Origin of the sequence: Acinetobacter chinensis (assembly GCF_002165375.2) — a bacterium.
Classification (GTDB): Bacteria; Pseudomonadota; Gammaproteobacteria; order Pseudomonadales; family Moraxellaceae; genus Acinetobacter; species Acinetobacter chinensis.
This window is the reverse complement of sequence record NZ_CP032134.1, coordinates 1,822,937-1,847,695: the sequence shown is the minus strand read 5'-3', so window position 1 is coordinate 1,847,695 and position 24,759 is coordinate 1,822,937. Positions and strand designations below refer to the sequence as shown.

Sequence of the window (24,759 nt, the reverse complement as noted above, 5' to 3'; positions counted from 1 at the left end):
ATACATTATTTGTTGTGTCTTTTTTGTTTGGAATAACTATATGGAAAGCAGATTCAATACTAATTGCAATCGCCAGAATATTAGAAGTACTTAAATAAAACCGACCCGAATGAGGTCGGTTTTTTATTGTCTGTGCGCCTGTAGGCGCTTTTTTATTGCCCACAGGAAAGTGAAATGACACAAACAAGTAGACTGGTTATTGAGATTGACTCCAGAAATGCTGAAAGAAATGCACGTGCGGTAGCGGCAGAGCTTGAAAATCTGACAGTAAAAGGTGGTAAGGCTGAAATGCAGATGACAGAGATGTCTGCATCTATCAAAAGTCTTGTCGGGTACATGGGCGGCATCCTTACTATCAGCAAAGCAATTGCCATGGCTGATGGTTATACACAGATGGCTGCGCGAATTCGTAACGCCACAGCAAGTGCTGAAGAATACAGATTGGTACAGGATCGAGTGCTGGCTACAGCCAATACAACCTACCGTTCTTTAGGTGAAGCGCAAGAAGTGTATTTAAGTCTCGCAGGTGGCATGAAGTCACTTGGTCGCTCTACAACAGAAACACTCGATCTAGTTGATTCACTGTCGTTTAGTTTTACCCACAATGCGACACGAACAGACCAGGCTCAGTCAGCCATGGACTCCCTGTCCAAATCCATGGCAAAAGGCAAGATTGACGCTGATGCATGGATCTCTATTGTCACAGGTGCAGACAATGTAATTGCAGATATGGCTAAAACTACAGGTAAGTCTGAAGCTGAAATTCGGAAACTCGGTGCAGAAGGTAAAGCGTCTCTTGAAGACTTAATCAAGACACTGATTGCCACTCGTGAGCAAAACGAAAAGCTCGCAAATAATATGGAAAACAGCCTGGCAGATGGATTCACCATGCTTTCCAATGCTGTGACTGTATACCTTGGCAAGGCAAATGAAGCTACAAGTGCTACTGGAATTATGGCAGGTGCTTTAGGTGAACTTGCACAGAATCTGGATTCAGTCGCCAATGTGGCCATGATTGGTGGTGTAGCATTCCTGACAAAGACCATTCTTGCCCAGACTGTTGCAATTCGTGGATCTATCGCAGAATCGTTAAAAAAGAATTCCGTCAACCTAAGTGAACTTACCACGAATGCAGCCTTAACTGCTTCTGAAGCACGTAAAACAGGTGCTGTAGCTCAGTACACTGCAATGCAATTGGCAGATGCTAAAGCGACTGCCGCGCGGATGACAGGGTTACAACGGCTTTCATATATCCAGGCTACAGTGATTCCACTTGAAACGAAGGCTACTCAGGCAACTGCCGCCCATGCTGCTGCAACTGCAGCTGACACTATTGCACAGGAAGCCAACAATAAAGCCCGCTCACGTGCTGCTGCGTTATATAGTTTGATTGGTGGTCCAATAGGTGCTGTCACTCTTGGGGTAACTGCACTTGCAGCAGGTTATGTGTATTTCAGTAGCCGAGCAGAAGAAGCGAATAAGAAGCTTGAAGAGCAGGCAGCTGTAGCAAAAAAAGCCAAGGATGAATTGCTTGCTTTAAAGGGGCTTGAGAAAGATGGTGCGATCAATGATATGACCGCCGCTTTTGAGCGTCAGAATAAAGCTTTGTCTGAATCAAGCAGCAAAATCAACATGCAGCTAAATGCCATAGAGCAGCTTTACAAAGGAAATAAAGAGGTTGTACAGGTAGTGCAGGATGCCAGAAATGGCACCATTAGCATGACTGAAGCCGTTCAGCGCTTTAATGAATTACGCATCTCAAAGGATGTATATGAGTCCATAAAGGCGAATACAGCTGAATTTGTGAAAAATGCTCAGGAGGCGACCAATACCAGTTCAAAACTCAAACTGTTTGGGATTGAAGTCGAGGTGGCTGGAAGGAACGCACAGACAGCAATTGTTGGTGTCGATGGAAACACTAAAGCCCTTAAGGAAAATAAAAGTGCTGCAAACAGCGCAGCAGAGGCGCAGAAGAGTTTTAAGGCTTCATTATTTGATCGTGAGTTCGATGCCTATTTGACTAAAAATTTACTTGCCAAGGGTTATACGCCTGAACAAGTGGCCAATATGGTTCAGACAGCTAACTGGGCACGAAAAAATAATGTGCAGCTCACCAATGACTTGTTTCAAATTGGATTGCAGACTCTTTCAATAGAGCAGCAGAACAGCAAGGTCATTGAGTCTAGAAATAAAGTATTAAAGGAAAATACAAAGGAGGCAGAGAAAAAGTACCAGTACACTCAAGCAGAACTCAAAATGCTGCAAAAGGTGGCAACCTTGTCAGCAAAACACGACTTGGATGGTATAGGGGCTAAATACGGTATTCCTAAGAACTATCTTGCTGGGTTAATGGCACAAGAATCTAAGGGCAATCCAGACGCGGTAAGTCCGACTGGCGCAATTGGTTATTACCAAACTACCAGTGCTTATCGCAAGGATAACGGATTAAGCATTGCAGACTCCAAAAACCTTCCGGTTATAGCTGAAGTTGTGGCGAAAAATCTGGCTAAAGCATACAAGGAACTGGGAGATTGGGAGGCTGCGATTCGCTCACACAATGCCGGCCTTGCCGGATCTGCACAGTTTGCAAAAAGCGGAAAAGTTAATGGAGGTGCTGAGCGCAACAAAGAGGTGACTAACTTCGCTCCTGCAGTCAATAAGTGGATAGTTGGTTTGGGTGGCTCGGCTCTAAAAAACAAGGGTGTAGATGATGCGATTAATGATCTTAAGCAGTATTCTGAATTTTTAAAGGAGCAAGCTGACCTACAAAAATCTCTTGAACTTGATGTTGCAAATGAAGTAACCAAAATCCGCGAGAATCTTAAAGATAAACTTAAAGAGATTGATAAGGCAGGGTTTTCTGCAGATGAAAAAAACCGCCTTGTTGCTGAATATCAAAGCCGTGCTGACAGTGAAATATCAATTGCTGAATATGCTCTGAAGACAAAACTGAATGACTATACTTCTTTTAAAAAATCAGAAGTACAGTTATTAAAAGACAGTTTCGATCAAAAGAAATTTTATGCAGCTCATGATATTGAACTGTCCAGGAGCCAGCGTGATCAGGCAGTGGAATTCCTGAATGAGCAGTACGCACATGAGCTTGGTTTAATCCAACTGGCCAAAGAGCAGCGTATTTTTCAGATGAAAGAGCAGTTTCTTGATGAAACAGTTGCTTTTGAAATGAAATACGATCTTGAAAAGAGAAAGCTCATTGAAATAAATGATCTGCAGGAAAGAGCATTTAAGGCTGAAATGCTCAGACTTCAAAAAATGACTGAGTTACAGCAACGGTTAAATGATGCCTCTAAAAACTGGGCTTATGCACAGGCCGATATGCTGGGAACTGGTGATTTTCTGCAGATTCAGGATGATCGGGATTCCAGGGAGAAACAAAGTTCTGAACTTGCAGATGCTCAGGTTGCCTCACTCGCTCAGAGTGCAGCAGATCCTGATGCTGATCTTGAAGCGATTGCTGCAGCACGGGAACTGATCTGGCAGGAACACCATGACCGTATGAAGATGATTGAGTTTGATTACCAGATGAACTCATTACAACTTCAGATGTCATATGGGCAAAGTATCACTGGTGCAGTAGTTTCAATGCTGAAGGATATCGGAGAAGAGAAATCAACTTCATACAAAGTGGCATTTGCAATAGATAAAGCCTTTACTGCAGCTCAGGCATCTTTAGCGATGGGGCAGAACATTGCTCAGGCATCCAAAGTTGGTTTTCCACAAAATCTTCCGTTGATTGCAGGTGCCTTTGCTCAGGGTGCTCAGATTGCTTCAATTATCAGTTCAGTTAAAGCACAGGGGTTCGCAACCGGTGGTCGTATTCGTGGTTCAGGTTCGGGTACAAGTGACTCTATACCGATCATGGCTTCCAATGGTGAATTTATGATCCGTGCTGCTTCAGCTCAAAAAATTGGTACAGAAAATCTTGATTACATGAACCGGTTTGGTGAGCTGCCACAGAACACTCGCCGTGTTGGCATGGGTACTGTTGACGCAATTCGCCAGAACTCATTATCTGAGGCAAAAGTGATTGTACAGCCACAGATCAATATCAACGTCCCTCAGGGATATACCGCAGAACAGACGAAAGGCAGTGATGGGTCAGTGACGATTGATATCATGAAGCAAGCTGTTCGTGATGAAGTGGATCGTTATCTGCCTGCACAGATGGGAAATCCTAACTCCAGGGTTCACAAATCTATAGTTTCGAATACTACGGCAAACACCAAACGCTAACCACCTTAGGGTGGTTTTTTAATGGGAAAAATATGGACACATTTATGCTTTGCCCGTTGCAGTCGGGATACGGCTTCACACCTGGTCAGAACCTGATAGAGCAGCCACTGCGTGGTGGCATGCCGAGGCAACGATTGGCATTTATCGGGTCGGTTCATCAGGTTACAGCATCGGTCATGTGTGCAAGCAGGGCAGAGCGTGAATATTTCTGGGCGTTCTGGCGTAAAAAACAGAGATCGCCTGAAAACTGGCTTTGGGCATTACAGACTGATGCTTATGATCTGGAAGAACATGAATGTCGTTTTGCTGTGAACTCGCAGCCCAGTGAGCAGCTGCGGAATGGACGGATTGTTCAGTACAGTTTTCAGGTCTGGGTGAAGCCATTGCACAGATCTGCAGATATTGATGATGTGATTATTGATTACTGGAATTCAGGTATGAACCCTCAGGCTAAACTCCTGCTGGAGAAACTGGCGAACGAGTCTGTACCTGGAACAATGAGGGGTTTATGGCAGAACTGAATGAGTTTTATCTTGATGCTTCCCCATCGGCTGCAATGCTGGAATGTATAGAAATCAGTCATAGTCTATGGCCTCAATCATTGCGCTATGTGCTTAATCATACAGATGGTGTGACAGTAACCCATGAAGATGGCCTGGTAGTGGTTTATGAGTTTATGCCTTTGCAGATCCGTCGAGGTGGAGCATTTAATGATCTGGATCAGACCCTGGATATTACAGTTAATGATCTTGGACAAATTGTTCCCAGACTGCTGAAAATCATTAGAAATGCAGACACTGAAGAAAGTCCAGCTGTTGTGTACCGTGCTTACTCATCTGTAAATCTGGACAGTCCATTGCGTGTAATAGATGGGTTTTTTGTTGAAGAACGCAGTACAAATGAAGAAGCGACCACGTTCAAAGCAGCAACAAAAAGGGCAAACAGTAATGGTACAGGGTTGATGTATACACTTGATGAATTTCCAAGTCTACGGAGTCTGTTCTGATGAAAAGTATAGATCCATTGCTGAACCGGAAATATGACCCTGAACATTATCACTGTGTTCATTTTCTGATTGAATCTGCGCAGTATCTGCTGAGCGTCGATTACAGTCAGAACTTCATCGGGCTGACATCCTCACTGAATGAAACGCTGAAAACATCACGGCATACAGTCGTCAGAAACAGACAGATCAAAGCCCCACGGGACGGAACTATTGTTCTGATGACCAACGATAAAGGCAATTCACACGTCGGGTTGTATTACTGTGAACGTGTCCTGCATCTGACAGAGCTGGGGGTTCATTTCCTGCCTGTGATTTCACTGTACAAATTTTTTAAACGGATTCGATACTATGAGCCGAGTACGCATTTATCAGAACCCGCTGGATTCGAGTGACAGCGTTCTGCACATCAGAACAGATAATGTGCTGAATGTATTCAAAGAAGTTAAAATGAAATGTCCGCAAGCGCGGATTTTTTTACGCCCAGCCTGTCTGCAGAATGATGTTACCCCGACAAATCATGTCGATGCTGCTGCTTTGCAGATACTGGCAAAAAATCAGGAATTTGACATTGTCTGTCATGCAGGTGACCCGATGACAATAGTCGCGGTAGCATCTGCAGTCCTGTCAGTCGGGATGGCTGTCTGGACCTACCTAAACATGCCCGAAACGCCAGAGGGCATAAACGGATCTGCAAACAATGAGCTTTCAAAACGTGCAAACCGTGAACGGTATAAGGGTCGTGTACCGGATATCTTTGGGAAAGTGAAGTCCATACCTGATCTGATCGCTGCACCGGTACTGTATTACCGCGCTGACGGCATTGAAATTGAAGAATGTCTGATGTGTGTTGGCCGAGGTGAATATGAGATTTCAGACATCAAGGATGGCGACACTTTTGGTGCAACAATAGACGGCTTTGCGTCATCTGTGTATGCCCCTGGCCAAAGTCTGACAGGCACACCACAGGTGCAGATCGGAACGGCATTTACAGAAGCCCCGCTAATTGGTAAAAAATCATCTGCAGTTACTGGGCAGACACTCGAACCTTGGTCTAATCCCGTATTTGACACTGCAGTTGAGGGAACCATGTACCCGCAGTATCCGAACCGGTTGTACCTGGTCGGGGGTGGGCTTGATGCAAAGTTCACGGTTGGCGAGCAGGTCATTATTGATGCTGAACCTTTACTTAGCAAAGATGCGGTGCTGTCTGGAATTGCAAATATTGAAATGACGGGTGTGCTGACAGTCGCAAGTTCAGCTGATATTGCAGATGTTGAAAACTTTAAAACGATTCAGATCAATACTTTGCTTGTGAGTGATACTGAAAACGGGATTATTGATCTGGCGGGACAGTATGCTGTGCAAAGCATTGTGAAATCAGGTGCATTTATCTATGAAGTTACCCTGTCTGATTTTGCATCTGTCAATCCAAACTGGCTTCGACTGACTGAAGACAATAACGCAGCAATATCTTCATTGCTCGCTGACAATGCTGAAAGCATAAATATTTCGGGTTTTTATAATGCTGTTACTGCTGTGACATCAAACTACATTGAGCTTGAGATAGCACCTGCTGTGCAGGCTGAGTGGAATAAGCTTGAAGATAAGAACATTTCTGAAGCTGTGATAGAACTGTCAAAGCCGACTGACAACTGGCTGGGCTGGTTCTACATTGATTATGACGACATTGATAAGCTGATCTTCAATTTCTATTACCCCAAGGGTATGTATTCAGTTGGGTCAAACGGTAAGAACTATCAGTACAATGCGGTTTTTGCAGTTGATTATCAGGAACTGGACAGTAACGGTGCTCCGACCGGGCAGATATTTGAAAGTCATTATCAGGAGTGGGAACTCAGAACTTATGGTTTTGGAATGTCTAAAATTTTTGATCTGCCGGCACGTTTCCTTAATGGTGTTCGTGTTCGGGTCAGAAAAGGCGGGGATGTCTGGGTTGCAAGCAAAACAACACGGGTTAATGATCTGAAGTTAAAGTCTGTATATGCATGTTCAAAACTGGATAAACTGGTCTATGACAAAGTGACGCTTGTCCGCAGTCTGACTGTTGCGACCGATGGAGCACTGTCAGTCAAAGAGCGGCAGTGGAACTGTATAGCAGCCAGGAAAGTCTATACATATAAAACAGGCGGTCAGTCATTGCAGAAAGTTGCAACGAGTAATTTTGCAGACATTATCTGTGCAATACATACAGATGAGCTGATAGGACGTAGATCAGTTGAAACACTGGATGTTGTAGGTCTCTATGCTGTTTCAGATCAGATATCACAGTATTTTGGGACTGATAAAGCAACAGAGTTCAATTATACGTTTGATAAATGGAATACATCGTATGAAGAGTCACTGGCTTTGGTAGCGGGTTGTGTTGGAGCAAATGCACGTCGGGACAGCGGTAAATTTCATGTTCAGTTTGAATGTGAGAATATCAGTTCTGCCATTTTGTTTAATCACAGAAACAAGCAGCCTGGCAGTGAAACAAGATCAGAACGGTTCGGCATGGAACGGGACTATGACGGAGTGGAAGTCACCTGGATTGATCCTGATAACAGCTGGTCAGAATCTGTGATCAAATTGCCTGATGATCAGATTTCAAATCCCAAAAAAGTTGAACTGAAAGGTGTAACCAACCGATTGCAAGCGCATTTCATCACACACAGAGCATGGAACAAAATCAGATTTCAGCGTGAAACAGTTCAGTTTTCAGCTTACGGTGAAGCTGAGCTTGTGACTGTTGCAGACCGTATAGCTGTGACAGATGATACTCAACCGATGCTTGTTTCATCTGGTGATGTAGTCGCATGGTTGGGGCAGAATATTACTGTTTCTCAGCCTGCGGTTCTTGAGCAAGGTGAACAGTACGTGATTCATCTGCAGCTTTCAAACAGGCGTGTTGAAACCATGCGCGTAACGCAGGGTAACAGTGAGTTTGAGCTGGTGCTTGAACGTTTGCCATTCATGCCGCTCGTGGTGGGATTTGAGTGTGCAAAATATTCAATTACGCTTGAGCAGGAAAAGGATTCAGAAGCATTTCTTATTTCTGAAATTTCAGGTTCAGGTCAGAGTGAAGCGCAGATCACAGCAATTAACTATGACAACCGTTACTACAGAAATGACAATGATTATCTAAAAAATGTAATTGATGAGCAAGGTAATGAAATTGCATTATTCGACGTTACTTATGATTTTACAGATAAGCGTGTTATTTCACTTGATGACAATTTTCAGTTCAGTCGTTCTTCAGCTGCTACATATTTCAATTCGGAAGGCATACTTTCTGATGCCGGAATTGATGTTCCGCGCTTTGATCATGAATATGTTGATGGTAAGTGGCTTCGGAAAGGCTTACTGATTGAAGAAAGCAGTACAAATACCATACTTAACAGTGCATCGGCATCAGGAACGCCCTATTCCGGTTCTTCGGTTGTTAAAGCACATGGTGTGGAGATACCAGAGTTCGGGGTTGGAGAGGGAGTTCAGTATGACTGTACAGGAGGCATGCATACGATAAAACTGATCATTGCACCAAGTGGGAGTATTGCTGCAAATCAGTTCGCGTATTTCTCTGCGATCATCAAAAATGTGGGTGTGGAGCAGGCGCGTCTAGGTGCGCAGACTGACAGTTCAGCGTCAGCTCAGTTTTTACCGTTTCAGGCAAAGCAGTATGGTTTTTTTGATAATTATGGAGCATCGCACGCAGGACAGATAATTTTCTACGCGAGTGCTGTAAATAGAAATATATCAGCAATTATTGCTTATCCGCAGCGTGAAGTCGGTAAAACGTATAGATCATCATTCATTAAAACAGGTACTTTGGCAGTAACACGTGCAGTGGATGATCTGAAGTGGTCGCGCAATAACGGTGAGTTTACCGGTGTTGTGTTTAGAAAATATATTCGGCAGGACACAGGTGAATTAATAGTCGATCACAGTGTGTATAAAAAATCAAACGTCCAGATTCGGCATATCAGTGCAGGAGTCTGGTTGCAGAAATTAAGACTCATCAACCGGCTACTGTCTGATGAAGAAATTAACGAAATTAAGACCCGCATATAGCGGGTTTTTTTATGGGTGGAATATGACAAACGAAATCGTAAAAACGGTGCAGGAAACAATCCAGGACTGCCAGCATATTCAGAGTTTCAATAATGATGAAGATACTGAAAAAGTGATCACCTCCAGGCTTGGCCGTCAGTCACTGACCATGGCTGGATATATCCGTCTGCTGATGGACACAGGTGGTTTTGAACCGTTTCAGACGGAAGCCGCACTGAAAACCTCCAGACCTACAGTAGCCAAGAAAGCTGCTAAAGCAATGGATACCAGCAAAATCTGGTACTGGAATGGAACGGTCTGGATAGATACGGGGCTGAGTGAGTTTGATAAGGCGGTATCCAGAGCTCAGGAGCTGGATGATGAAGTGATAATTGCAGCATCGGCAGAAGCAGACCAGAAAGCTGCGACCGCTGTAATCAATGCCAATAAATATACGGATGACCGCGTTGGGACATCAGTTTCAAGCCGCATTATTCCATTGGCTGTGGATGCTGAAGGATATATTCCTGTATGGCTTGAAGAAGGTGCTCTGGATTTTGCTGACAGTGTTGTTATCGGAAAAGCATCTTCAGGTTCACTTATTCCTATGGCAGTGGATCGTGATGGAAATATTCCGGTATGGATTAAAGATGGCAAACTGGGTTTTGCAGGGCTGTCTGATGAAGCGGTCGAACTGCTGAACAGACGCTATCTTCAGACCAAATATCTGACCAGTGTCGTCAGTCTCAGACCCATCGTATCAGATGGAACATCACTGTTTCAGTGGAAAGCCAAAGCAGCAAAAATTAAAACCGGTGCAGCTCAGCAACTCCGGGTGGCCATTACCGGTGACAGCTGGACAGAGCACAGTGTGATTACAGGTGAACTGATCAAACTGCTGAGAGCTGAATATGGTGAAGCAGGTTCAGGCTGGATCAATCTGGGAGCTGAGCGGAATATGCTTGATGGCATCACAATCACTTATTCCAGTGGATGGACCATTAACGACATGGACAATGGTGCAGCTGCATTTCCCTATGGCTGTGGTCCCGATGGATTTACCCGATCCAGCAGTACAGCAGGCTCAAAAATTACACTTGGAAATCTGAGTAAAGGAAATGAGCTGAGTGTGTTTTTTGGAAATACGGGTGGTGTGTTCAGTTATTCAGTCAATGGATCCGCTGAGACTGAGGTTACAGCGGATGCTGCACAGAGACTGATGATTAACCTGTCCGGGACTTCATCCGTGGTACTGACCGTGAAAAGTGGTGAAATCTGTTTCTGGGGTATGCACATGCGGAAAACGACAGGGGCAGGTGTCGAAGTCAATAAGCTGGGTAACGGGAACTGTACCGGTCGTGATTATCTGAAAATTTCACCCGGTGCTCAGGCCAATTTATCAGAATTTATTGGTGCTGATGTAGTCATTATCATGCTGGGTACAAATGACTACAGGCGAGGGCATTCAACTGCTGATTTCGCCAATGGTATTGCCCGGATCATCAATGGGTACCGAAGTGCATCACCCGGCTGTGCCTGTATTGTCGTTGCACCGGCACAGTCCAGTGTGGCCACTCCACCAATACCCCTCGTGGATTTCACTGAAATGGTCTTTCTTTTAGCACCACAGATCAGAGCGGAGTACTACAACATGTATGACGACTGGGCAGGCTTTGAATCTGAAAACGCACAGGGTCAGTGGAATGACAACCTGCATGTCAGCCAGGCAGGTGCATACCGCCTTGCAAAGAAAATATATAAATCATTTCTGGAGCTTTAAATGAACGGTTATCTGAAAATTAATGCAGTACTGCCATCGGGTCCCCAGTACAAACGGCTGACAGATCTCATGCTTTTACCCTCGCTGGTTAAGGATGGACTCGCTGCCGGCTATGCCCTGAAAGATCATGGTGCATATAATTTTGCAACAGGTCTGTATTCTGAAATGATGGGATCACCGGTGCAGGGACAACATGGACTTAAGTTCAATCAGACAAACTATATCAACACGGGAATACTGAAGCCTGAAAGCTTTACCTTTCTGGTCGTCGCTCAGAAAACTCCAGGGATGGGCTTTCTGATGGGAGACTTCGTTGATAAAACCCAGGCTGCAGATGGTAAGGAGCATGGAACCACGATGTCATCCCGTGGAGATGTATATGCAGGTGTTCCTGGTGGTGTTGGACTGGCATTCGGTCAGCAGAGTACCAACGTTAACGGTGAATATGTCCTGCTTGTATATTCAGCAACGAAAAACAGTGCCACATCCTACAGTCAGGAATATGCCAATCTGCAGGGAGGTCGGGATATTTTCCTTTCAAGGGCAATTCCTGACCTCGTGAATATTACAGACAATCCTGTTGGAGTCGGCTATTCAGTGAAGTCATCACCACTGGGCTGGGTTGCAGATACCGATGTGGTTTATGCCTGCCTGTACAGCAAAGGTTTCACTAAAGCGGAACTTGAAACATGGGCAGCACAGATACGTTCTGAACTGATGCAGCTCAAAGGTATTCAGATCTGAAGTGTTTCAGATTCCAGAGCATCCGAAAGGGTGCTTTTTTATTGCTGAAAATAAAATACAGGGGGAGTTTTATGGAACCGGTTTCTACAAGTGGGGTGGCTGCATTTCTGAAATTTTACGGGATGTTGATTGTTACGACACTGGCAATTGCCATGGTTGCGACTGTTGTGCTGATGATGCGTTTTCCAAGATCACCGCAGGAATGGGCAGTGGGTTTGATCTGTACGGTGGTTTCGAGTCTGACGGGTGGAGCTTTCATTATCGTTAAATGGGGGCTGCATGAATGGATTACCGATATATGGGGAGTGATCGCTTTGGGCGGTTTCTTTTTTGTCTGTGGACTGCCTGGCTGGGCAATTGTCAGGTGGACGTTCAACTTTATTGATGGTCAGGAAGGCAGAACGATTATTGATGTCGTGAAAGAGCTGAAAAAAGCAAAAGATGATTTTAAAAACTGACAAAGAAAAACCCTGATCTGCAAAAACATAAAGGACAGTTTTTAATTGTTTTTAACAAATGTAACGCGGAATGAGTGCTGAATCTGTTAATGGCTAAATGAATAAGAGCGGTGTGATTAAATAGCATACAGTTAATATTGTGATTTAATTCACTTTAAAGTGTTGATTAGCTGGTTTGTTATCAATATAATGCGCAAACTTTGTTATGTATTAAGGATTTTGAGATGGACACAATTTTATGGGATGAAGAAAATACTTTTCCTGAAAAGATTGAGTCTTTTAAGAAGTTCTTAAAGAAATACTTGATTTCAGTGAACAGTGCAGATATTCTCGAAAACAAGCCATTCAATTATGATACTGAAAATGATGAGTTTTTAAACTCGGATATTCAGGAATATTATGAGTTGTGGCAGATGGCTTAGTGCCTATGTAACCAAATTCCAGATTCAAAGTTTATACCGCCTTCCAGGCGGTTTTTTTATGCCTGAAGGAAAGTGAAATGAACAAAAAATTAATTATGGAACAGATAGCAGCACAAGCTGCTGAGCTTGGTATTGAAGTTGCTGTTTTACGCGCCGTGATAGAAGTGGAGTGTAAAGGTTCGGGTTTCAATGCGGATGGTACGCCTGTCATTTTGTTTGAAAGGCATGTGATGCGTCAGCGTTTGATTGCCAGTAAGCAGACAGAGATCCTGAATGAAATGATGATCAAACGCCCTGATCTGTGTAGCAAAACATCGGGTGGTTATGGACTGTATTCGGCTCAGCATGGACGTTTAAATGCAGCAGCTCAGTACCATCGTAATTCTGCACTTGAATCAGCCAGCTGGGGCATTGGTCAGGTGATGGGTTATCACTGGGCTGTGCTTGGATATAAATCGCTTCAGACATTCATTAATGCAATGTATAAAGACGAAGCTTCACAGCTTGAAGCCATGTGTCGATATATCAAAGTGAATAATCTGATCAATGCTCTGAAGAGTAAGGATTGGAAATCCTTTGCGCGTGGCTACAACGGGATTGCATATGCAAAGAACAGTTATGATATAAAGCTGGAAAATGCTTACAAAAAATGGGAAATAAAGTGATAAAAGTACCCAGATTCTTTTTTATCGGGCTGATTTTTTGGAAGATAGAGCATGTGCTGCAAGGCTTTGAATATTTGAATACCCCAATTAGGGTATATTAAAATTTATTTAATAATGTACCGTATTGAATTATGAATGAAAATTCAGAATTATTATTTTTTTAAGAGGGTACTAAAATGAAAATTCTAAAATACATTACTGCAATAATTATTTATTCATTATTTTTCAGTTCATCACAGGCTATGGCTGAATCTCCTAAAACGGCAATTGCTGTTTGTTGGTTGTCCGATTCAGGGAGATATTATTGTGATGGACCAACACAAAGGACATCAAGTTCCTATGACACGGTATCGGAAGCCCTAAGCTTATCGGGTTGCAGTCAAGGTAGAACTGTACAATCCAATTTTCTGACTCACCGTTCTTTAGGACGACTTTATGCTAAGGTCTATAGTTGTAATTTTATGCTGAGGGAAGGAAGTACAGCTTCGTATACATCGAATAGAGATGTTCGTGGATGGTGGGATGGTATTACATTCTAAATAATATCTAATGTATTAACGTAGAGGGGCTGTTATATGAAGATTCATTCTATTGCGTTAATTATAGGGATGATATTTGCTTCAGCTGGAGTTTATGCTGAAGAAAAATCACAGTTTAGTACGATAGAAGATGCTCATAAATATATTATTGAAAAACAGAAACGTTATGATCTAAATGGATTTATTGGAAATGGAAATGCAACAATTGTTGAATTTTACAGTCAGGGATGTCTTACCAAGTATCTTCAGATAGGTAATAGTATAAGTTACAGTGGGCATAAAATTGACCTGAGGCAGGAAGTCGTTATTGATTGGAGTAAAGTCCCTGGTTTAGAGAAAGGATATATTAATGACAGCACAAGTGGTCTGAGATTATTTTCAGTTAATAATGCTTTTTATACTCAATATGTGAGATTGGTAAGAGGATGGGATGCTCAGAAAAATGGAGATTTTGTAATTTTCAGTTTTAACAGCGACCTGGATAATAAGTCAGTTCTGAAGACAATTGATGCATTTAATTTTATACAGTCACAATGTTCGAAAAAGGCATAAGCCTAATTAAACCTTACATAACGGACTCTTAAAATTTTTCTTAAAAGCCCTCAAATGAGGGCTTCTTAAATATTAATGGTTATATTTTTGACTGTGAATTATTTTCTTCAACCTCAGTTTCTTCGAACATCCATTTATTTCCCCACTCAGTATAGGCAAGTAAAATTGGTAAAAGTGTAAATCCTTTTTTCGTTAGGTGATACTCATAACGTTTCGGAGCTTCCTGATAGAGTACTTTCTCAAGAATTTTATACTCAACCAGACGGTTTAACCGTTCTGTCAAAAGATGGCGGGTGATGCCTAATTGCTTCTGGAATTCATCAAATTTTTTTGTATTCATAAAAGCATTACGGACAATGAGCAAAGTCCAGCGATCTCCCAGAATTGAAAGTGTTCTGGCGATCGGACAGTTCATTTCACTTAGTTCATCCCATTTCATATGACCACCCTCATTTTTTATCCCTGTGGGTAAAATTTTATCATTTTAGGACGACTTTATAGAGTCAATTGACATAAAAGTCCATAGTCGTTATTTTTTAAGTTAGTTCTTTTATAGAACTTATATTATAAACAATGCTTTTAAGCAATAAGAAGACGCTTAATTTATAAATGATGATTCGAAGACTATCAAAGTATTGATAGCAACTTCTGGAGCAAATGATGGATAGGTCGATTTCACAACAAACTAAACAGCACTGGGATGCCATCGTTATTGGTGGAGGAATAGGAGGATTATCAACAGCGGCTTTTCTAGCGACTAATGGGCATAAAACATTACTCCTGGAGCAATATAACGTTGTTGGTGGATGTAGCCATGTTTTCCGCCGTAAACGTCAATGGGAGTTCGATGTAGGTATTCATTATATTGGTGATTGTGGCGAGAAAGGGCAACTGACTACGATGCTCAACAGCCTGGGCTTAAAAGACCGGATCCAGTTCTCTTTAATGGATGCGAGTGGTTATGACACTGTGATTACACCTAACCACAAAGTTAAAATACCCTATGGCTGGGATAATTATTTAAATAACTTAATTCAGGCTTTTCCACAGGAAGAAAAGGGTCTCCGTCAATTCATTGACATTATTTCCCGTATAGGTATGGCGATCGACCGTAGCCGTACACCTGCATCATTATGGGGAACCACTAAATTCGCTGTGAATGCTGGCAGTGCATCGGTATGGGCAATGATGCCAGTCAGTAAGCTTCTGGATTATTGTCGACTTAGTACAGAAGCCCGTACAGTCGTATCTGTACAGTTTGGACAGTATGGTTGTATACCTTCGCGTGCGCCTGTTGTTCTACATGCAGGATTACTACAGAACTACATAAGTGGAGGTGCCTGGTATCCTCTAGGTGGTGGGCAGGTTTTAGCAGGTAATCTGGTTGAGGTCATAGAAGCACATGGTGGTATGGTTCGGACACAAGCAAAAGTGGATAGAATTTTAGTCCAGAATAATAAAGTTCATGGTGTCCGCTTAGAAGGTGGTGAAGAATTTACGACCAGTACTGTTGTTTCTGCAGCAGATATAAAAAAAACATATCTGAATATGGTTGGTGTGGAGCATTTGCCTTCGGGATTTATACGTAAAGTAAAGAATTATAAAATGAGCGATCCTTTCGTAAATGTCTTCCTGGGATTAAATACAGATTTAAGAGAGTGGATGCCAAATACAAATTATTTTTCAGTACCAACAACAGAATCTTTAGAAAAAACGGTCGCCATCCTGGGTAGCGAAGGACATAGTGAGCTGACTACAGATCAATGGATTAAAAGAGCGCGTGAAACTTTACCGGCATTTATTCATTCCTCCACGGTTAAAGATCCAGACAATAAGCGTCATGCACCTGCAGGGTGTTCGACTTTGGAAAGCATGACAATGGTACCTGCAAGTCGGGAATTCTGGACAAAAGCAGCACAAGGACAGAATTACAGTAAAGATAATTATTATCTTGATCTGAAAGAGCAACTGACCGAAATCATGATTCAACGTGTTGAAGAAGTGATGCCTGGAATAAAGCAGCATATTGTATAGAAAGAGGCAGCAACACCCTTATCACATGAGCGTTATACGCTTTCAACAGATGCAACAGCTTATGGCCTTGAGTGTAATATCAGGCAATATGGTCCATTCAGACCTAAATCAAAAACACGTATCTCTGGATTATATCTGGCAGGAACAAGTACCACATGGGGACCATCAATTGAAGGAGCCTTCCTGAGTGGGTTGCATGCTGCAAGTGCAATTTTTGGTAGGGATATGGACAAGGAAATCCACTCAGGACAGATTTATGCTGATTCCAGCTTACTGCCGAGTCGGTCAGAATCATGGGATCCGTTGAAAGTTTCTACCAAAATGAATCATAAAAAAGCTGCATTAAGCTTATAAAGCAAGCTAAAAAACCACGAGTAGAAATGTTCTACTCGTGGTTTTTTATTCTTTGAGTTTTTTAACTTTTTAATTGCCTGGCTTTGTTTTGCTCATTCAGTTTTGCTGCTTTGACGGCAGGTGACTGGTTTAAATATGCCAGTGCCTGTTCGGTATTTCCTTCATGTATTGGGTGGAATGAAGGAGACATCCAGCGGAAAGTTGATGCAGTTAAAAAACTTAATGAAGGAACATTATTTGTTGTATTGCCTACACGTTCCAATTCAAATAACCAGCGAATAAATGATTTTCTGACCATTTTTTGCATTTGAATATCCAGATCATGCTTTGCGACACTGCGTCCAGACTCAATGAGCAAATACATAAATAATGGAAATACGATTGCCATCAATGCTTGTCTGTATAGATAAAACGAATATTTATTGGGAACAAGATGAGCAAACAGGTCATATGACACGGTTCGATGTTCAACCTCTTCGGCTAAATGCCATTTGAACAAATCGGCAATTACAGGATCTGAATTGAATTCATCCCAGGATTTATTATCCATGCACCACTGACCTAATATCCCTGTGAAGTGCTCAATGGCAGCAATGATACCAACACGTAACACCAGCCACGGATGCTCTAATGAATCACGTTTTAATGCCTTAATGCCTAAAGGATTTTCTGAAAGTAATGTTCCAAATAATGTATCGGCTAATTCTTTGATTTTCTCAATATCGACCTGATGAGATGTCAGATAATCCTGCCCTAAGACATGTGCATTTGCATGAATCGCTTCCTGACGGATAAACCCAATAACATCTTCTTTTAATACTGGATCTGTAATGTGAGGAAGTGCTTTATTGAAGACACGGCAGAACCAGAACTCTCCTGCAGGAAGGAGTAAATTAACTCCATTAATCAAATGTGAGGAGAAGTTGTCGTTTGGGATCCAGATAAGATCAGATTTAGAAAAATCAAAAGAGACTTTCCTGCCAGCTATGTTGTGTCGTTCAGTTTGCATGGTGAACTCCTGTAATTATTCATTCAATAATTAAAATTATATTTCGGCAACATTGTTGGTTCTAAAAAAGAACTCACTAGCTATAAAATATATGGAAAAGAGTAGAGTTCAAGCAAAATCATATGAATGATTTAAAATTGTCCCATGCTGATATGTAATGAGAATCTGAAGACAAATTAAGGATTTTTGAAACAAGGATATTTTAATGGGAGGGTGAAAAGGAAGTCATAAGCCTTCTTCAATTGGAATAGTACGAATATCGTTTTGGAAAAGTGAAATAAAGAAGCCCTCAAACGAGGGCTTCTTTATTTAAGCTCAACAGGCTTTTAAATTTGTACCCATGTATCTTTAACTTCCTGTGAGTCTTTGTTGAGTACAATTTTACTGTCAGTGATTTCACCAACCCATGAAACAGGAATCAGGTGGTGATGTCCATCCCCATGCTTTGTCAGCTTAATCTGATCTGTACCTTGCATGTGGTCGACTTCACCGACTTTGGTACCACAGGAAGCGATAACATCAGCATGGCTCTTAATATTTTCAACATTAATAGTAGTCATTGGATTACTGTCCTATTTAAATGTGATTGAATATTCAGCCTATAGGAAAACATCACTGATATCAGGGATTGCAATAGAAGGGCTACAAAGACAATAGGATACTTACGCTCTCACACAGTTTTATTACATTGTAGTATCTGGAAATAAGGTTTGAAGCCATTGATACTAAAAATTTTCGTTCAACTGCTGAGAATTACTCATCTTTGACTGAGAAAATATCAGGTTTCTGGAGTATTTTTAGCTGGCAATACAGATAAAATATTTATCTAAAATTCTTCCATTATTTTAACTATGTCAAACAAACTTGAACGCCAGAAACTTACTCTCCCAGAAGGTCATGACAAGCTTTTGCTGCATTCCTGCTGCGCACCATGTTCGGGTGAAGTAATGGAAACTCTGATTGAATCTGGTATCGATTTCTCAATTTTCTTCTACAATCCCAATATTCATCCGGTGAAGGAGTACCTTATCCGGAAAGAAGAAAATATCCGATTTGCAGAAAAGCACAACATTCCTTTTATTGACTGCGACTACGATACTGACAACTGGTTTGCACGGGCAAAAGGAATGGAGAATGAACCAGAAAAGGGTATCCGCTGCACCATGTGTTTTGATATGCGATTTGAGCGCACTGCGCTGTACGCTTCTGAACATGGGTTCAAACTGATCAGTAGCTCATTGGGGATTTCCCGTTGGAAAGATATGAAACAGATTAATGATTGTGGTCATCGTTCTGCTTCAAATTATGAGGGCATTACTTACTGGGATTACAATTGGCGTAAAAATGGTGGAGCAGTGAGGATGCTGGAAATCAGTAAAAAAGAAGAATTTTACCAGCAGGAATATTGTGGATGCGTGTATTCACTGCGTGATACCAATCGTTGGCGTATGAGTCAGGGGCGTGATCGTATAAAACTCGGTGAGAAGTTTTATACCAATGCAATGGATGGTGAAAACTAAGCCTGTCTGGATAAATACCAGTTTTTCCATGAACTGGTACCACGAACTTCAACGGGTACAGTCGGGATCAGCTTATTTTTTAAAATCTCAGTCTGTTCCACTGCTTTTGCTAAACGGGCTTTTACTGAGTGAATGCATTCCCGGTCACCAAATTCACAGCGATCAAGTATTGTCCCGCCGCAAGGCCCATTGGCTAAACCTTTAGGGCAGGTTTCAGGACATATATACAACGTTTCCCCTAAGCGGCATTGCCCACAACTTTCACAGCCCAGGACCGAATGCTTACTTAACTCTTCAGTTTTAAGTAAAGTTCTGGCAACAAATTTATTACTCCAGATCGGCTGCTGGAAAATAAATTTCCCCATACCAGATCCTAAACGTGAGTTAAATAATGCTTCATGCATAAAATGTAAATGCTGATATTTTAATATGTCCGTTGATGGAGCCGGTTTTGAGTAATATCGGAGTACAGGAATCAACTCTTTCCCAGTTTTGATCTCCCATAAGCTGTTCCATAGATATTCACATTCAACCAGACTCAAATCACGATACTGATCAATGTGTCGGGTTAAAACTTCCTGCTCTTCCTTTTTATAGCATGCAGATAAATGAATGCCTGCTAAACCCAGATGCTGACAGATCAGTATCTGCAGAGCACAACGGATATAAACCCGTTCAGTTAAACCCTGCTGTTTTTCCCGTTCCAGTATATTCAGCATGTGCGGTGTAATCACAATCCCTGCTACCTGTTGCTTCACCATATATCTAGCACGTGCCAGGTTCAGGGGCATCACACAAGCAAGGATGGGAAGCTGAACTTGCTGCTGACTTAAAAACAGTTTTACTTGTTTCAGTGCGCTAAGGTCATAACCCAGTTGAGTAATGATAAAGTCAGCGCCAGCTTTGATTTTTTTATGAAGTTTAAAATACTGAGCATCCCGCTCAGCTTCTGCATATTTAAATGGGTTGAATGCAACTCCGATACAAAAACCGCCTTTTTGCTTGGCATGCACGACAGCATTTATAGATTCAAGATAGCGGGTTCGTTTCAGGTGAGCAGATCCATACTGATGCTGTTTTAATTTATCGCCTGTGAGTAATAATAAATTTTGTATGCCTTGTTGTTTTGCCTGATTGAGAAAAATTTCAAAATCTGCAATGTCACGATCTTTGCCTGCAAAATGAATAATCTTTTCAATACTGGAAGGGTATCGTTGCGCTACATTCAGGGGTGCTGGATCTTCATCAGAATGAACACGATCTACCAGGGTCATCAGTGCAGGAAAACCAGCTATTTCCTGTGCAACAGGGTGGGTCGTATCTGAAGATAAGTATTCGACTAAAAAACAGAATTGTTGTTGGGATAAGTAATGGGTCAGTGAAGACATGTGTAAGGATGAGCGATAAATCGAAATCAGATTATACTTTATTGTTTTTTGTTAATGCTAAATTAGCATAAATTATTCTATTTCCTCTTGTTCTTCGGGCACTTCTTCCCATTCCCACCTGGCAGGCAATCACATGCCTGACCATCGCCATCACGGTCTAGACTTTTCCAGCCCGTTTGTCCTGAATTTTTCCGTTGTTCATACCACTTTTGAGCCTGCTGCTGTGTAGAGAAGTCAGCACATTTTTTTGCAAAAACTTGGACGGAAGTGAACCCCAAAACAAAAATGAGTAAAAATTTCATAAGTAAATCTAAAAGCATGAAAATTCAGAGGATAACATCAATAAATTTATCATGTGACAAAAAGTAAACTAATTGTTATATTGTGTAAAATATTTTAAAAGAGGGAAAAATGGCTAAAAATCGCAGTGTTACTTATACGGCTCTAAACATTCGAGTCCATCCACATCCAACACCTGAAATATATATTGAATTATTCAATTACCTTTATGCTAATCGCTTGGATATTCTCTTAAGTAATAATACTTATTTAGCAATTAATAAGTTGACGCCTCTAAATGAGGATAAACCGTTGGATGGTTTTCTAGGAGAGATTATAAAATATAATGGGATTACGGATAATTGGTATAATGAAAATACTGGTCAGGTTGCAGATCCTCAGGATCTTAGAGAAGTAAATATTCCTGGTCATTTGAAAGCAAACGCAAAATTTTTTAATTTCGTATTTTATCCTCAGGATCATATATTAATTTGTGAAATTAAAGATAAAGATGGTTCTATCAGTGCAAAAATGTTACTTGAATTTTTTCGAAAGTTATTTAGCTCAGTAAAACTATTAGAAATTTTCAAAACAATCGAAGTAAATTTGCTGCCTGATTTAGATGCTGTAGATAAAATTTTAAGGATGAAACAACTTAAAAAGCTTCATTTAGTGATTCAAAGACCAAATGCTGATGAGCTTGCCGAAATGGAGCAAGAGATTTTTGAGGAGATGGACTCCCAAAATGTTGGAATATATCAAAAAATTTTAGAGGCACAAGACAGTGAGTTTCTTGATCCAAATGAACGAACTAAAGAACAGACGAGAGTTGCAGCAACGAATGGACAGGTTAACTATAAAGCAAAAGATGAACGAACAGGATTGATAGTTAATAAGAGTACTGCTTCAACACCGCTTTTAGAACGGGAGAAATATGATCCGGATATCACAACACCAATTGCATTTTTAAAGCAAAATGCGAGTAAAATTGTTGCTAAATTTAGGAAATAATAAGCCTATGAAGAAGACAGAGACGTCAATAAGTATTTATTGGAATGCGTATGGAGGATGGAAAGCGCTCTGGTCTTCTATTTACCTAAAAATCTCAATTGTCATTACTTTTTTGTGTAGCCAAGCTTGGCATTCAGATAATTGGATTAGTGATGCTATAACAGCACTCCCATCATTGCTTGGTTTTTCATTAGGTGGGTATGCTGTTTGGTTATCTATCGGAGATGAAAGATTAAAAAAAATCTTGTATGTTAATAAAGATTCTTCTAAGCCTACAGCTTATATGAAAGTTAATGCAGCCTTTGTTCATTTTATTTTCTTGCAAATTATTTGTTTGTTGTATTTATACTTACTTAAGTTTAATTCAGTACCTATTATTCTTAAATATTTTGAGAGTGATTGGATATTTTCAAATGAATTTTATTTCTTAAAAAGCATTCTAACTGATTTTTTTAATGCTTTAGGTTTTTTCTTATTTGTATACGCAATTTTATCAATGTTGGCAGCTGTATTCGCTATCTTTAGAATTGCTCGTTGGACAGACCGTTTAAATAGTAAGCCATCAATAACTGATAATGGAAAAGCAAACTGTGGAGAATGCTTGGAGGAAGTTAATCCATTAGCTAAAAAGTGTAAATATTGTGGAACAATCTTTAAACCTGCTAATAATAAGAATAACCCTTCTTAACTTTTATTGGATATTTAATATGAGCCTTAACCATAAAGAATATAAACAATATGAGCTGTTAATTAAAACTCTTCATGAGCGGATTCTTGAAAATGAAGGTTTTGAAAACATTAAAGGAAGATTTTGTTATTGAACATTAAAAGCCCTCTAAGTAAGGGCTGTTTCATATATAAGTGATATTTTTATAGATCCTTACTGAAAAAAACAACATCCATATTAAAAAAGTTAGAAGTAAAAGTTTTAACAAATCCTAACTTATTAAGAAGATTATGAGCTGGAATATTTTTTTCTTCAGAAAATGCTATTACCTTTGTAAAATTTCTATTTTTCATGTCGTCTAACAGTTTTGAAGTAGCCTCTAAGATATAGCCTTGCCCTCGTTCGTTTTTAATCAATCTAAAACCTAATTCTGCTTCATCTACCCCGTCTACAGTACATGTTTCAAAACCACAATAACCAACAATCTTATTGGTTTTTTTCTAGATAATAGCTAATTTTCCAAATCCGTATTTTTCATAATGTTCTAAAATTTCATAAAAGCGTTTTGTTGCATCTTCAATATTTAATATCCCATTAGGTGAAAAAGCCATAAAGTCCTTGTCTTGGAATAGAAAAACAGCTTCATTTAAGTTTTCTTTAGTAAATGGCTTTAAGAATAAATTTTTAGTCTCAAATACAGTCATTCTTCAATTTTCCTAAATTTAATCAAAATTAGACAGAGTTTTGCTTTGCCACCACACTAAACCCATCCAATCGATTTGCTAACTCTTTCATTAAATCTTCTGTGGCTATTTTTTCCAAGACAGGAGTTTGGGAATTAAGATTACTTAAACCAATCCCGCCTGTTGGTTTAGTATAATTGGTTAATCCCATCCCTAGATGTAGCTGGTTTAGTTCAAAGCTCTTTTCAAGTCTTGCCACAATATCCGCGTTCATAGAGCGATTCAGCTCTTTAGCGGATTCAGCAATTTTATCTTTTAGTTCTTGGGGCATTCTAACTTTATATTCAACACCTAGATGTTTGCTCATATCAATGATCTGTTTTCGAAATTGATTCAATAATAATAAACCCCACTGGGGTTGACAAGAGGTAATTAAAAGAATAAATTTTCAATACACCCCAGTGGGGTGTTAAAAAGCCCCGGAACTTTGGACGGCTACGGGGCTAGTTATCAATCTTCAGCGAGAAAACTGATATGAATAGTTTATCATTATCGTTCAATGAAACAATGTTTAATGTCGTAAGATATGAACAGGACATTTGGTTAACATCTACTGAATTAGCTCAAGCCTTGGGATATAAGCAAGAAAATGCAGTAAGCAAGATTTTTAATCGTAAATCAGATGAATTCACTCAAAAAATGACGCAGGTAGTCGAGAATCCTCAGATACCCAATTTGGGTATGCGGGTATTCTCTCTTAGGGGCTGTCATTTAATTGCTATGTTTGCCCGAACCCCAATAGCTAAAGAGTTCCGCAAATGGGTACTCGACGTGCTCGAAAATGAAATACAGCATCAGCAGATCGACACGCGAGTAAAGATCAAAGCTGGACAGCAGGCTGAACTGAAGGAAATTGTTGATCGACGGTGCAGGGGCATTATCAGTCTCCGAACAGAATTATGGAGCAGACATAACAGACATTTCCGCATACCACGTTACAGTGAACTCCTGGCCGTACATTTTCAGGATGCGGTGGACTACCTTGAAACCATGGAGCTTAAAAGTGGAACGGGTATAGTCATAGAGGACAATCAGTCACTCCGTATACTGTGTACCCATTCAAAGCTGTTTATGACGTGGTGGAAAACACATAGTCCAGCACTGGGGAAACTGAATCCACAGCTTGTCTACATGCTTAATGACAATATGTTCTATATGTCCTGCGCCATAGATGACTTGTGTAAAAAGTACGCCATAGAGCTGCCGGCTTATGACTACCAGCGTATGTTCCTGCTGGAGACAGAATCAGACAAAAGATTCAGATTGATCGGATAAGAAAAGACC

Annotated in this window: 21 protein-coding genes and 3 pseudogenes; 17 read left to right on the top strand and 7 right to left on the bottom strand. The window is 40.8% G+C overall.

The genetic code is table 11. From position 1 onward, the window contains the following. Positions 1-174: 174 nt before the first annotated feature. The 11 genes from CDG60_RS09640 (at position 175) to CDG60_RS09590 (ending at position 14,470) form a co-directional block, all read left to right on the top strand. Entirely contained in the window at positions 175-4,254 is a 4,080-nt protein-coding gene (locus tag CDG60_RS09640; protein WP_087514124.1) for a tape measure protein, read from the top strand. A 32-nt stretch (positions 4,255-4,286) separates the two neighbouring features. Then, positions 4,287-4,775, top strand: a complete 489-nt coding sequence (locus CDG60_RS09635; protein ID WP_227542862.1) for a hypothetical protein — start codon at positions 4,287-4,289, stop codon at positions 4,773-4,775. Beyond that, on the top strand, positions 4,763-5,260 hold the full coding sequence (locus CDG60_RS09630) for a DUF1833 family protein (RefSeq protein ID WP_087514122.1): 498 nt from the start codon (positions 4,763-4,765) through the stop codon (positions 5,258-5,260). Before CDG60_RS09635 ends, CDG60_RS09630 begins: the two co-directional genes overlap by 13 nt. Then, complete coding sequence (locus CDG60_RS09625; RefSeq protein WP_087514121.1) at positions 5,260-5,652, top strand: hypothetical protein; 393 nt, start codon at positions 5,260-5,262, stop codon at positions 5,650-5,652. The genes CDG60_RS09630 and CDG60_RS09625 overlap by 1 nt, the downstream gene beginning before the upstream one ends. Beyond that, positions 5,609-9,331, top strand: a complete 3,723-nt coding sequence (locus CDG60_RS09620; protein WP_087514120.1) for a host specificity factor TipJ family phage tail protein — start codon at positions 5,609-5,611, stop codon at positions 9,329-9,331. Before CDG60_RS09625 ends, CDG60_RS09620 begins: the two co-directional genes overlap by 44 nt. Before the next feature lie 22 nt (positions 9,332-9,353). Further along, the gene (locus CDG60_RS09615) at positions 9,354-11,090 is read left to right on the top strand and encodes an SGNH/GDSL hydrolase family protein (RefSeq protein WP_119023828.1); all 1,737 of its coding nucleotides are present in this window, start codon (positions 9,354-9,356) and stop codon (positions 11,088-11,090) included. Continuing rightward, positions 11,091-11,834: a hypothetical protein gene (locus CDG60_RS09610; RefSeq protein WP_087550114.1), complete on the top strand. Its 744-nt coding sequence runs from the start codon at positions 11,091-11,093 to the stop codon at positions 11,832-11,834. A gap of 71 nt (positions 11,835-11,905) precedes the next feature. Further along, complete coding sequence (locus CDG60_RS09605; protein ID WP_087514243.1) at positions 11,906-12,292, top strand: hypothetical protein; 387 nt, start codon at positions 11,906-11,908, stop codon at positions 12,290-12,292. 224 nt (positions 12,293-12,516) lie between these two features. Then, positions 12,517-12,714, top strand: coding sequence for a hypothetical protein (locus CDG60_RS09600; protein WP_087514242.1), 198 nt, complete (start codon positions 12,517-12,519; stop codon positions 12,712-12,714). 77 nt (positions 12,715-12,791) lie between these two features. Further along, complete coding sequence (locus CDG60_RS09595; RefSeq protein ID WP_087514241.1) at positions 12,792-13,379, top strand: N-acetylmuramidase family protein; 588 nt, start codon at positions 12,792-12,794, stop codon at positions 13,377-13,379. 575 nt (positions 13,380-13,954) lie between these two features. Further along, positions 13,955-14,470, top strand: a complete 516-nt coding sequence (locus CDG60_RS09590) for a hypothetical protein (protein ID WP_087514240.1) — start codon at positions 13,955-13,957, stop codon at positions 14,468-14,470. A gap of 103 nt (positions 14,471-14,573) precedes the next feature. Here CDG60_RS09590 and CDG60_RS09585 read toward each other — a convergent pair. Beyond that, positions 14,574-14,909: pseudogene (locus CDG60_RS09585) on the bottom strand (winged helix-turn-helix transcriptional regulator); the annotation flags it as partial. A 218-nt stretch (positions 14,910-15,127) separates the two neighbouring features. On the opposite strand from CDG60_RS09585, the gene CDG60_RS09580 reads away from it, so the two are divergent. Together CDG60_RS09580 and CDG60_RS18615 are read left to right on the top strand one after the other, a co-directional pair. Next, positions 15,128-16,504: a phytoene desaturase family protein gene (locus CDG60_RS09580; RefSeq protein WP_087514238.1), complete on the top strand. Its 1,377-nt coding sequence runs from the start codon at positions 15,128-15,130 to the stop codon at positions 16,502-16,504. A 66-nt stretch (positions 16,505-16,570) separates the two neighbouring features. After that, positions 16,571-16,858, top strand: a pseudogene (locus CDG60_RS18615) (FAD-dependent oxidoreductase); the annotation flags it as partial. A 61-nt stretch (positions 16,859-16,919) separates the two neighbouring features. On the opposite strand, the gene CDG60_RS09570 reads toward CDG60_RS18615, so the two are convergent. Continuing rightward, positions 16,920-17,867, bottom strand: coding sequence for a metal-dependent hydrolase (locus CDG60_RS09570; protein WP_087514237.1), 948 nt, complete (start codon positions 17,865-17,867; stop codon positions 16,920-16,922). A gap of 326 nt (positions 17,868-18,193) precedes the next feature. After that, on the bottom strand, positions 18,194-18,427 hold the full coding sequence (locus CDG60_RS09565; protein ID WP_087514236.1) for a DUF2171 domain-containing protein: 234 nt from the start codon (positions 18,425-18,427) through the stop codon (positions 18,194-18,196). A gap of 291 nt (positions 18,428-18,718) precedes the next feature. Here CDG60_RS09565 and CDG60_RS09560 point away from each other — a divergent pair, with 291 nt between their 5' ends. Beyond that, positions 18,719-19,387 (top strand): epoxyqueuosine reductase QueH, encoded by a 669-nt coding sequence (locus CDG60_RS09560; RefSeq protein ID WP_087514235.1) that lies wholly within the window; start codon positions 18,719-18,721, stop codon positions 19,385-19,387. Here the strand turns inward: CDG60_RS09560 and CDG60_RS09555 are convergent. Together CDG60_RS09555 and CDG60_RS09550 are read right to left on the bottom strand one after the other, a co-directional pair. Beyond that, positions 19,384-20,775 carry a methylenetetrahydrofolate reductase C-terminal domain-containing protein gene (locus tag CDG60_RS09555; protein ID WP_087514234.1) on the bottom strand — a complete coding sequence of 464 codons (1,392 nt, stop codon included), beginning with the start codon at positions 20,773-20,775 and terminating at the stop codon, positions 19,384-19,386. The genes CDG60_RS09560 and CDG60_RS09555 overlap by 4 nt on opposite strands. A gap of 77 nt (positions 20,776-20,852) precedes the next feature. Beyond that, complete coding sequence (locus CDG60_RS09550; protein ID WP_087514245.1) at positions 20,853-21,077, bottom strand: excalibur calcium-binding domain-containing protein; 225 nt, start codon at positions 21,075-21,077, stop codon at positions 20,853-20,855. 109 nt (positions 21,078-21,186) lie between these two features. Here CDG60_RS09550 and CDG60_RS09545 point away from each other — a divergent pair, with 109 nt between their 5' ends. Both CDG60_RS09545 and CDG60_RS09540 read left to right on the top strand, forming a co-directional pair. After that, entirely contained in the window at positions 21,187-22,065 is an 879-nt protein-coding gene (locus CDG60_RS09545) for a DUF4747 family protein (protein ID WP_087514233.1), read from the top strand. 7 nt (positions 22,066-22,072) lie between these two features. Further along, positions 22,073-22,753 carry a hypothetical protein gene (locus CDG60_RS09540; RefSeq protein ID WP_160117021.1) on the top strand — a complete coding sequence of 227 codons (681 nt, stop codon included), beginning with the start codon at positions 22,073-22,075 and terminating at the stop codon, positions 22,751-22,753. A gap of 182 nt (positions 22,754-22,935) precedes the next feature. Here the strand turns inward: CDG60_RS09540 and CDG60_RS09535 are convergent. Together CDG60_RS09535 and CDG60_RS09530 are read right to left on the bottom strand one after the other, a co-directional pair. After that, positions 22,936-23,436: pseudogene (locus CDG60_RS09535) on the bottom strand (GNAT family N-acetyltransferase). Between the two features lie 28 nt (positions 23,437-23,464). After that, positions 23,465-23,782, bottom strand: a complete 318-nt coding sequence (locus CDG60_RS09530) for an Arc family DNA-binding protein (RefSeq protein WP_087514231.1) — start codon at positions 23,780-23,782, stop codon at positions 23,465-23,467. A gap of 167 nt (positions 23,783-23,949) precedes the next feature. Between CDG60_RS09530 and CDG60_RS09525 the strand changes: the two genes are divergently transcribed. Further along, positions 23,950-24,750 (top strand): BRO-N domain-containing protein, encoded by an 801-nt coding sequence (locus CDG60_RS09525; RefSeq protein WP_087514230.1) that lies wholly within the window; start codon positions 23,950-23,952, stop codon positions 24,748-24,750. Positions 24,751-24,759 lie beyond the last annotated feature (9 nt).

Coding starts and splice junctions, on each gene's coding strand:
- CDG60_RS09550 (WP_087514245.1), bottom strand. CDS start 21,077: ATGAAATTTTTACTCATTTTTGTTTTGGGGTTCACTTCCGTCCAAGTT.
- CDG60_RS09620 (WP_087514120.1), top strand. CDS start 5,609: ATGAGCCGAGTACGCATTTATCAGAACCCGCTGGATTCGAGTGACAGC.
- CDG60_RS09545 (WP_087514233.1), top strand. CDS start 21,187: ATGGCTAAAAATCGCAGTGTTACTTATACGGCTCTAAACATTCGAGTC.
- CDG60_RS09540 (WP_160117021.1), top strand. CDS start 22,073: ATGAAGAAGACAGAGACGTCAATAAGTATTTATTGGAATGCGTATGGA.
- CDG60_RS09560 (WP_087514235.1), top strand. CDS start 18,719: ATGTCAAACAAACTTGAACGCCAGAAACTTACTCTCCCAGAAGGTCAT.
- CDG60_RS09615 (WP_119023828.1), top strand. CDS start 9,354: ATGACAAACGAAATCGTAAAAACGGTGCAGGAAACAATCCAGGACTGC.
- CDG60_RS09570 (WP_087514237.1), bottom strand. CDS start 17,867: ATGCAAACTGAACGACACAACATAGCTGGCAGGAAAGTCTCTTTTGAT.
- CDG60_RS09595 (WP_087514241.1), top strand. CDS start 12,792: ATGAACAAAAAATTAATTATGGAACAGATAGCAGCACAAGCTGCTGAG.
- CDG60_RS09565 (WP_087514236.1), bottom strand. CDS start 18,427: ATGACTACTATTAATGTTGAAAATATTAAGAGCCATGCTGATGTTATC.
- CDG60_RS09610 (WP_087550114.1), top strand. CDS start 11,091: ATGAACGGTTATCTGAAAATTAATGCAGTACTGCCATCGGGTCCCCAG.
- CDG60_RS09630 (WP_087514122.1), top strand. CDS start 4,763: ATGGCAGAACTGAATGAGTTTTATCTTGATGCTTCCCCATCGGCTGCA.
- CDG60_RS09555 (WP_087514234.1), bottom strand. CDS start 20,775: ATGTCTTCACTGACCCATTACTTATCCCAACAACAATTCTGTTTTTTA.
- CDG60_RS09600 (WP_087514242.1), top strand. CDS start 12,517: ATGGACACAATTTTATGGGATGAAGAAAATACTTTTCCTGAAAAGATT.
- CDG60_RS09605 (WP_087514243.1), top strand. CDS start 11,906: ATGGAACCGGTTTCTACAAGTGGGGTGGCTGCATTTCTGAAATTTTAC.
- CDG60_RS09625 (WP_087514121.1), top strand. CDS start 5,260: ATGAAAAGTATAGATCCATTGCTGAACCGGAAATATGACCCTGAACAT.
- CDG60_RS09640 (WP_087514124.1), top strand. CDS start 175: ATGACACAAACAAGTAGACTGGTTATTGAGATTGACTCCAGAAATGCT.
- CDG60_RS09580 (WP_087514238.1), top strand. CDS start 15,128: ATGATGGATAGGTCGATTTCACAACAAACTAAACAGCACTGGGATGCC.
- CDG60_RS09530 (WP_087514231.1), bottom strand. CDS start 23,782: ATGAGCAAACATCTAGGTGTTGAATATAAAGTTAGAATGCCCCAAGAA.
- CDG60_RS09525 (WP_087514230.1), top strand. CDS start 23,950: ATGAATAGTTTATCATTATCGTTCAATGAAACAATGTTTAATGTCGTA.
- CDG60_RS09635 (WP_227542862.1), top strand. CDS start 4,287: ATGGACACATTTATGCTTTGCCCGTTGCAGTCGGGATACGGCTTCACA.
- CDG60_RS09590 (WP_087514240.1), top strand. CDS start 13,955: ATGAAGATTCATTCTATTGCGTTAATTATAGGGATGATATTTGCTTCA.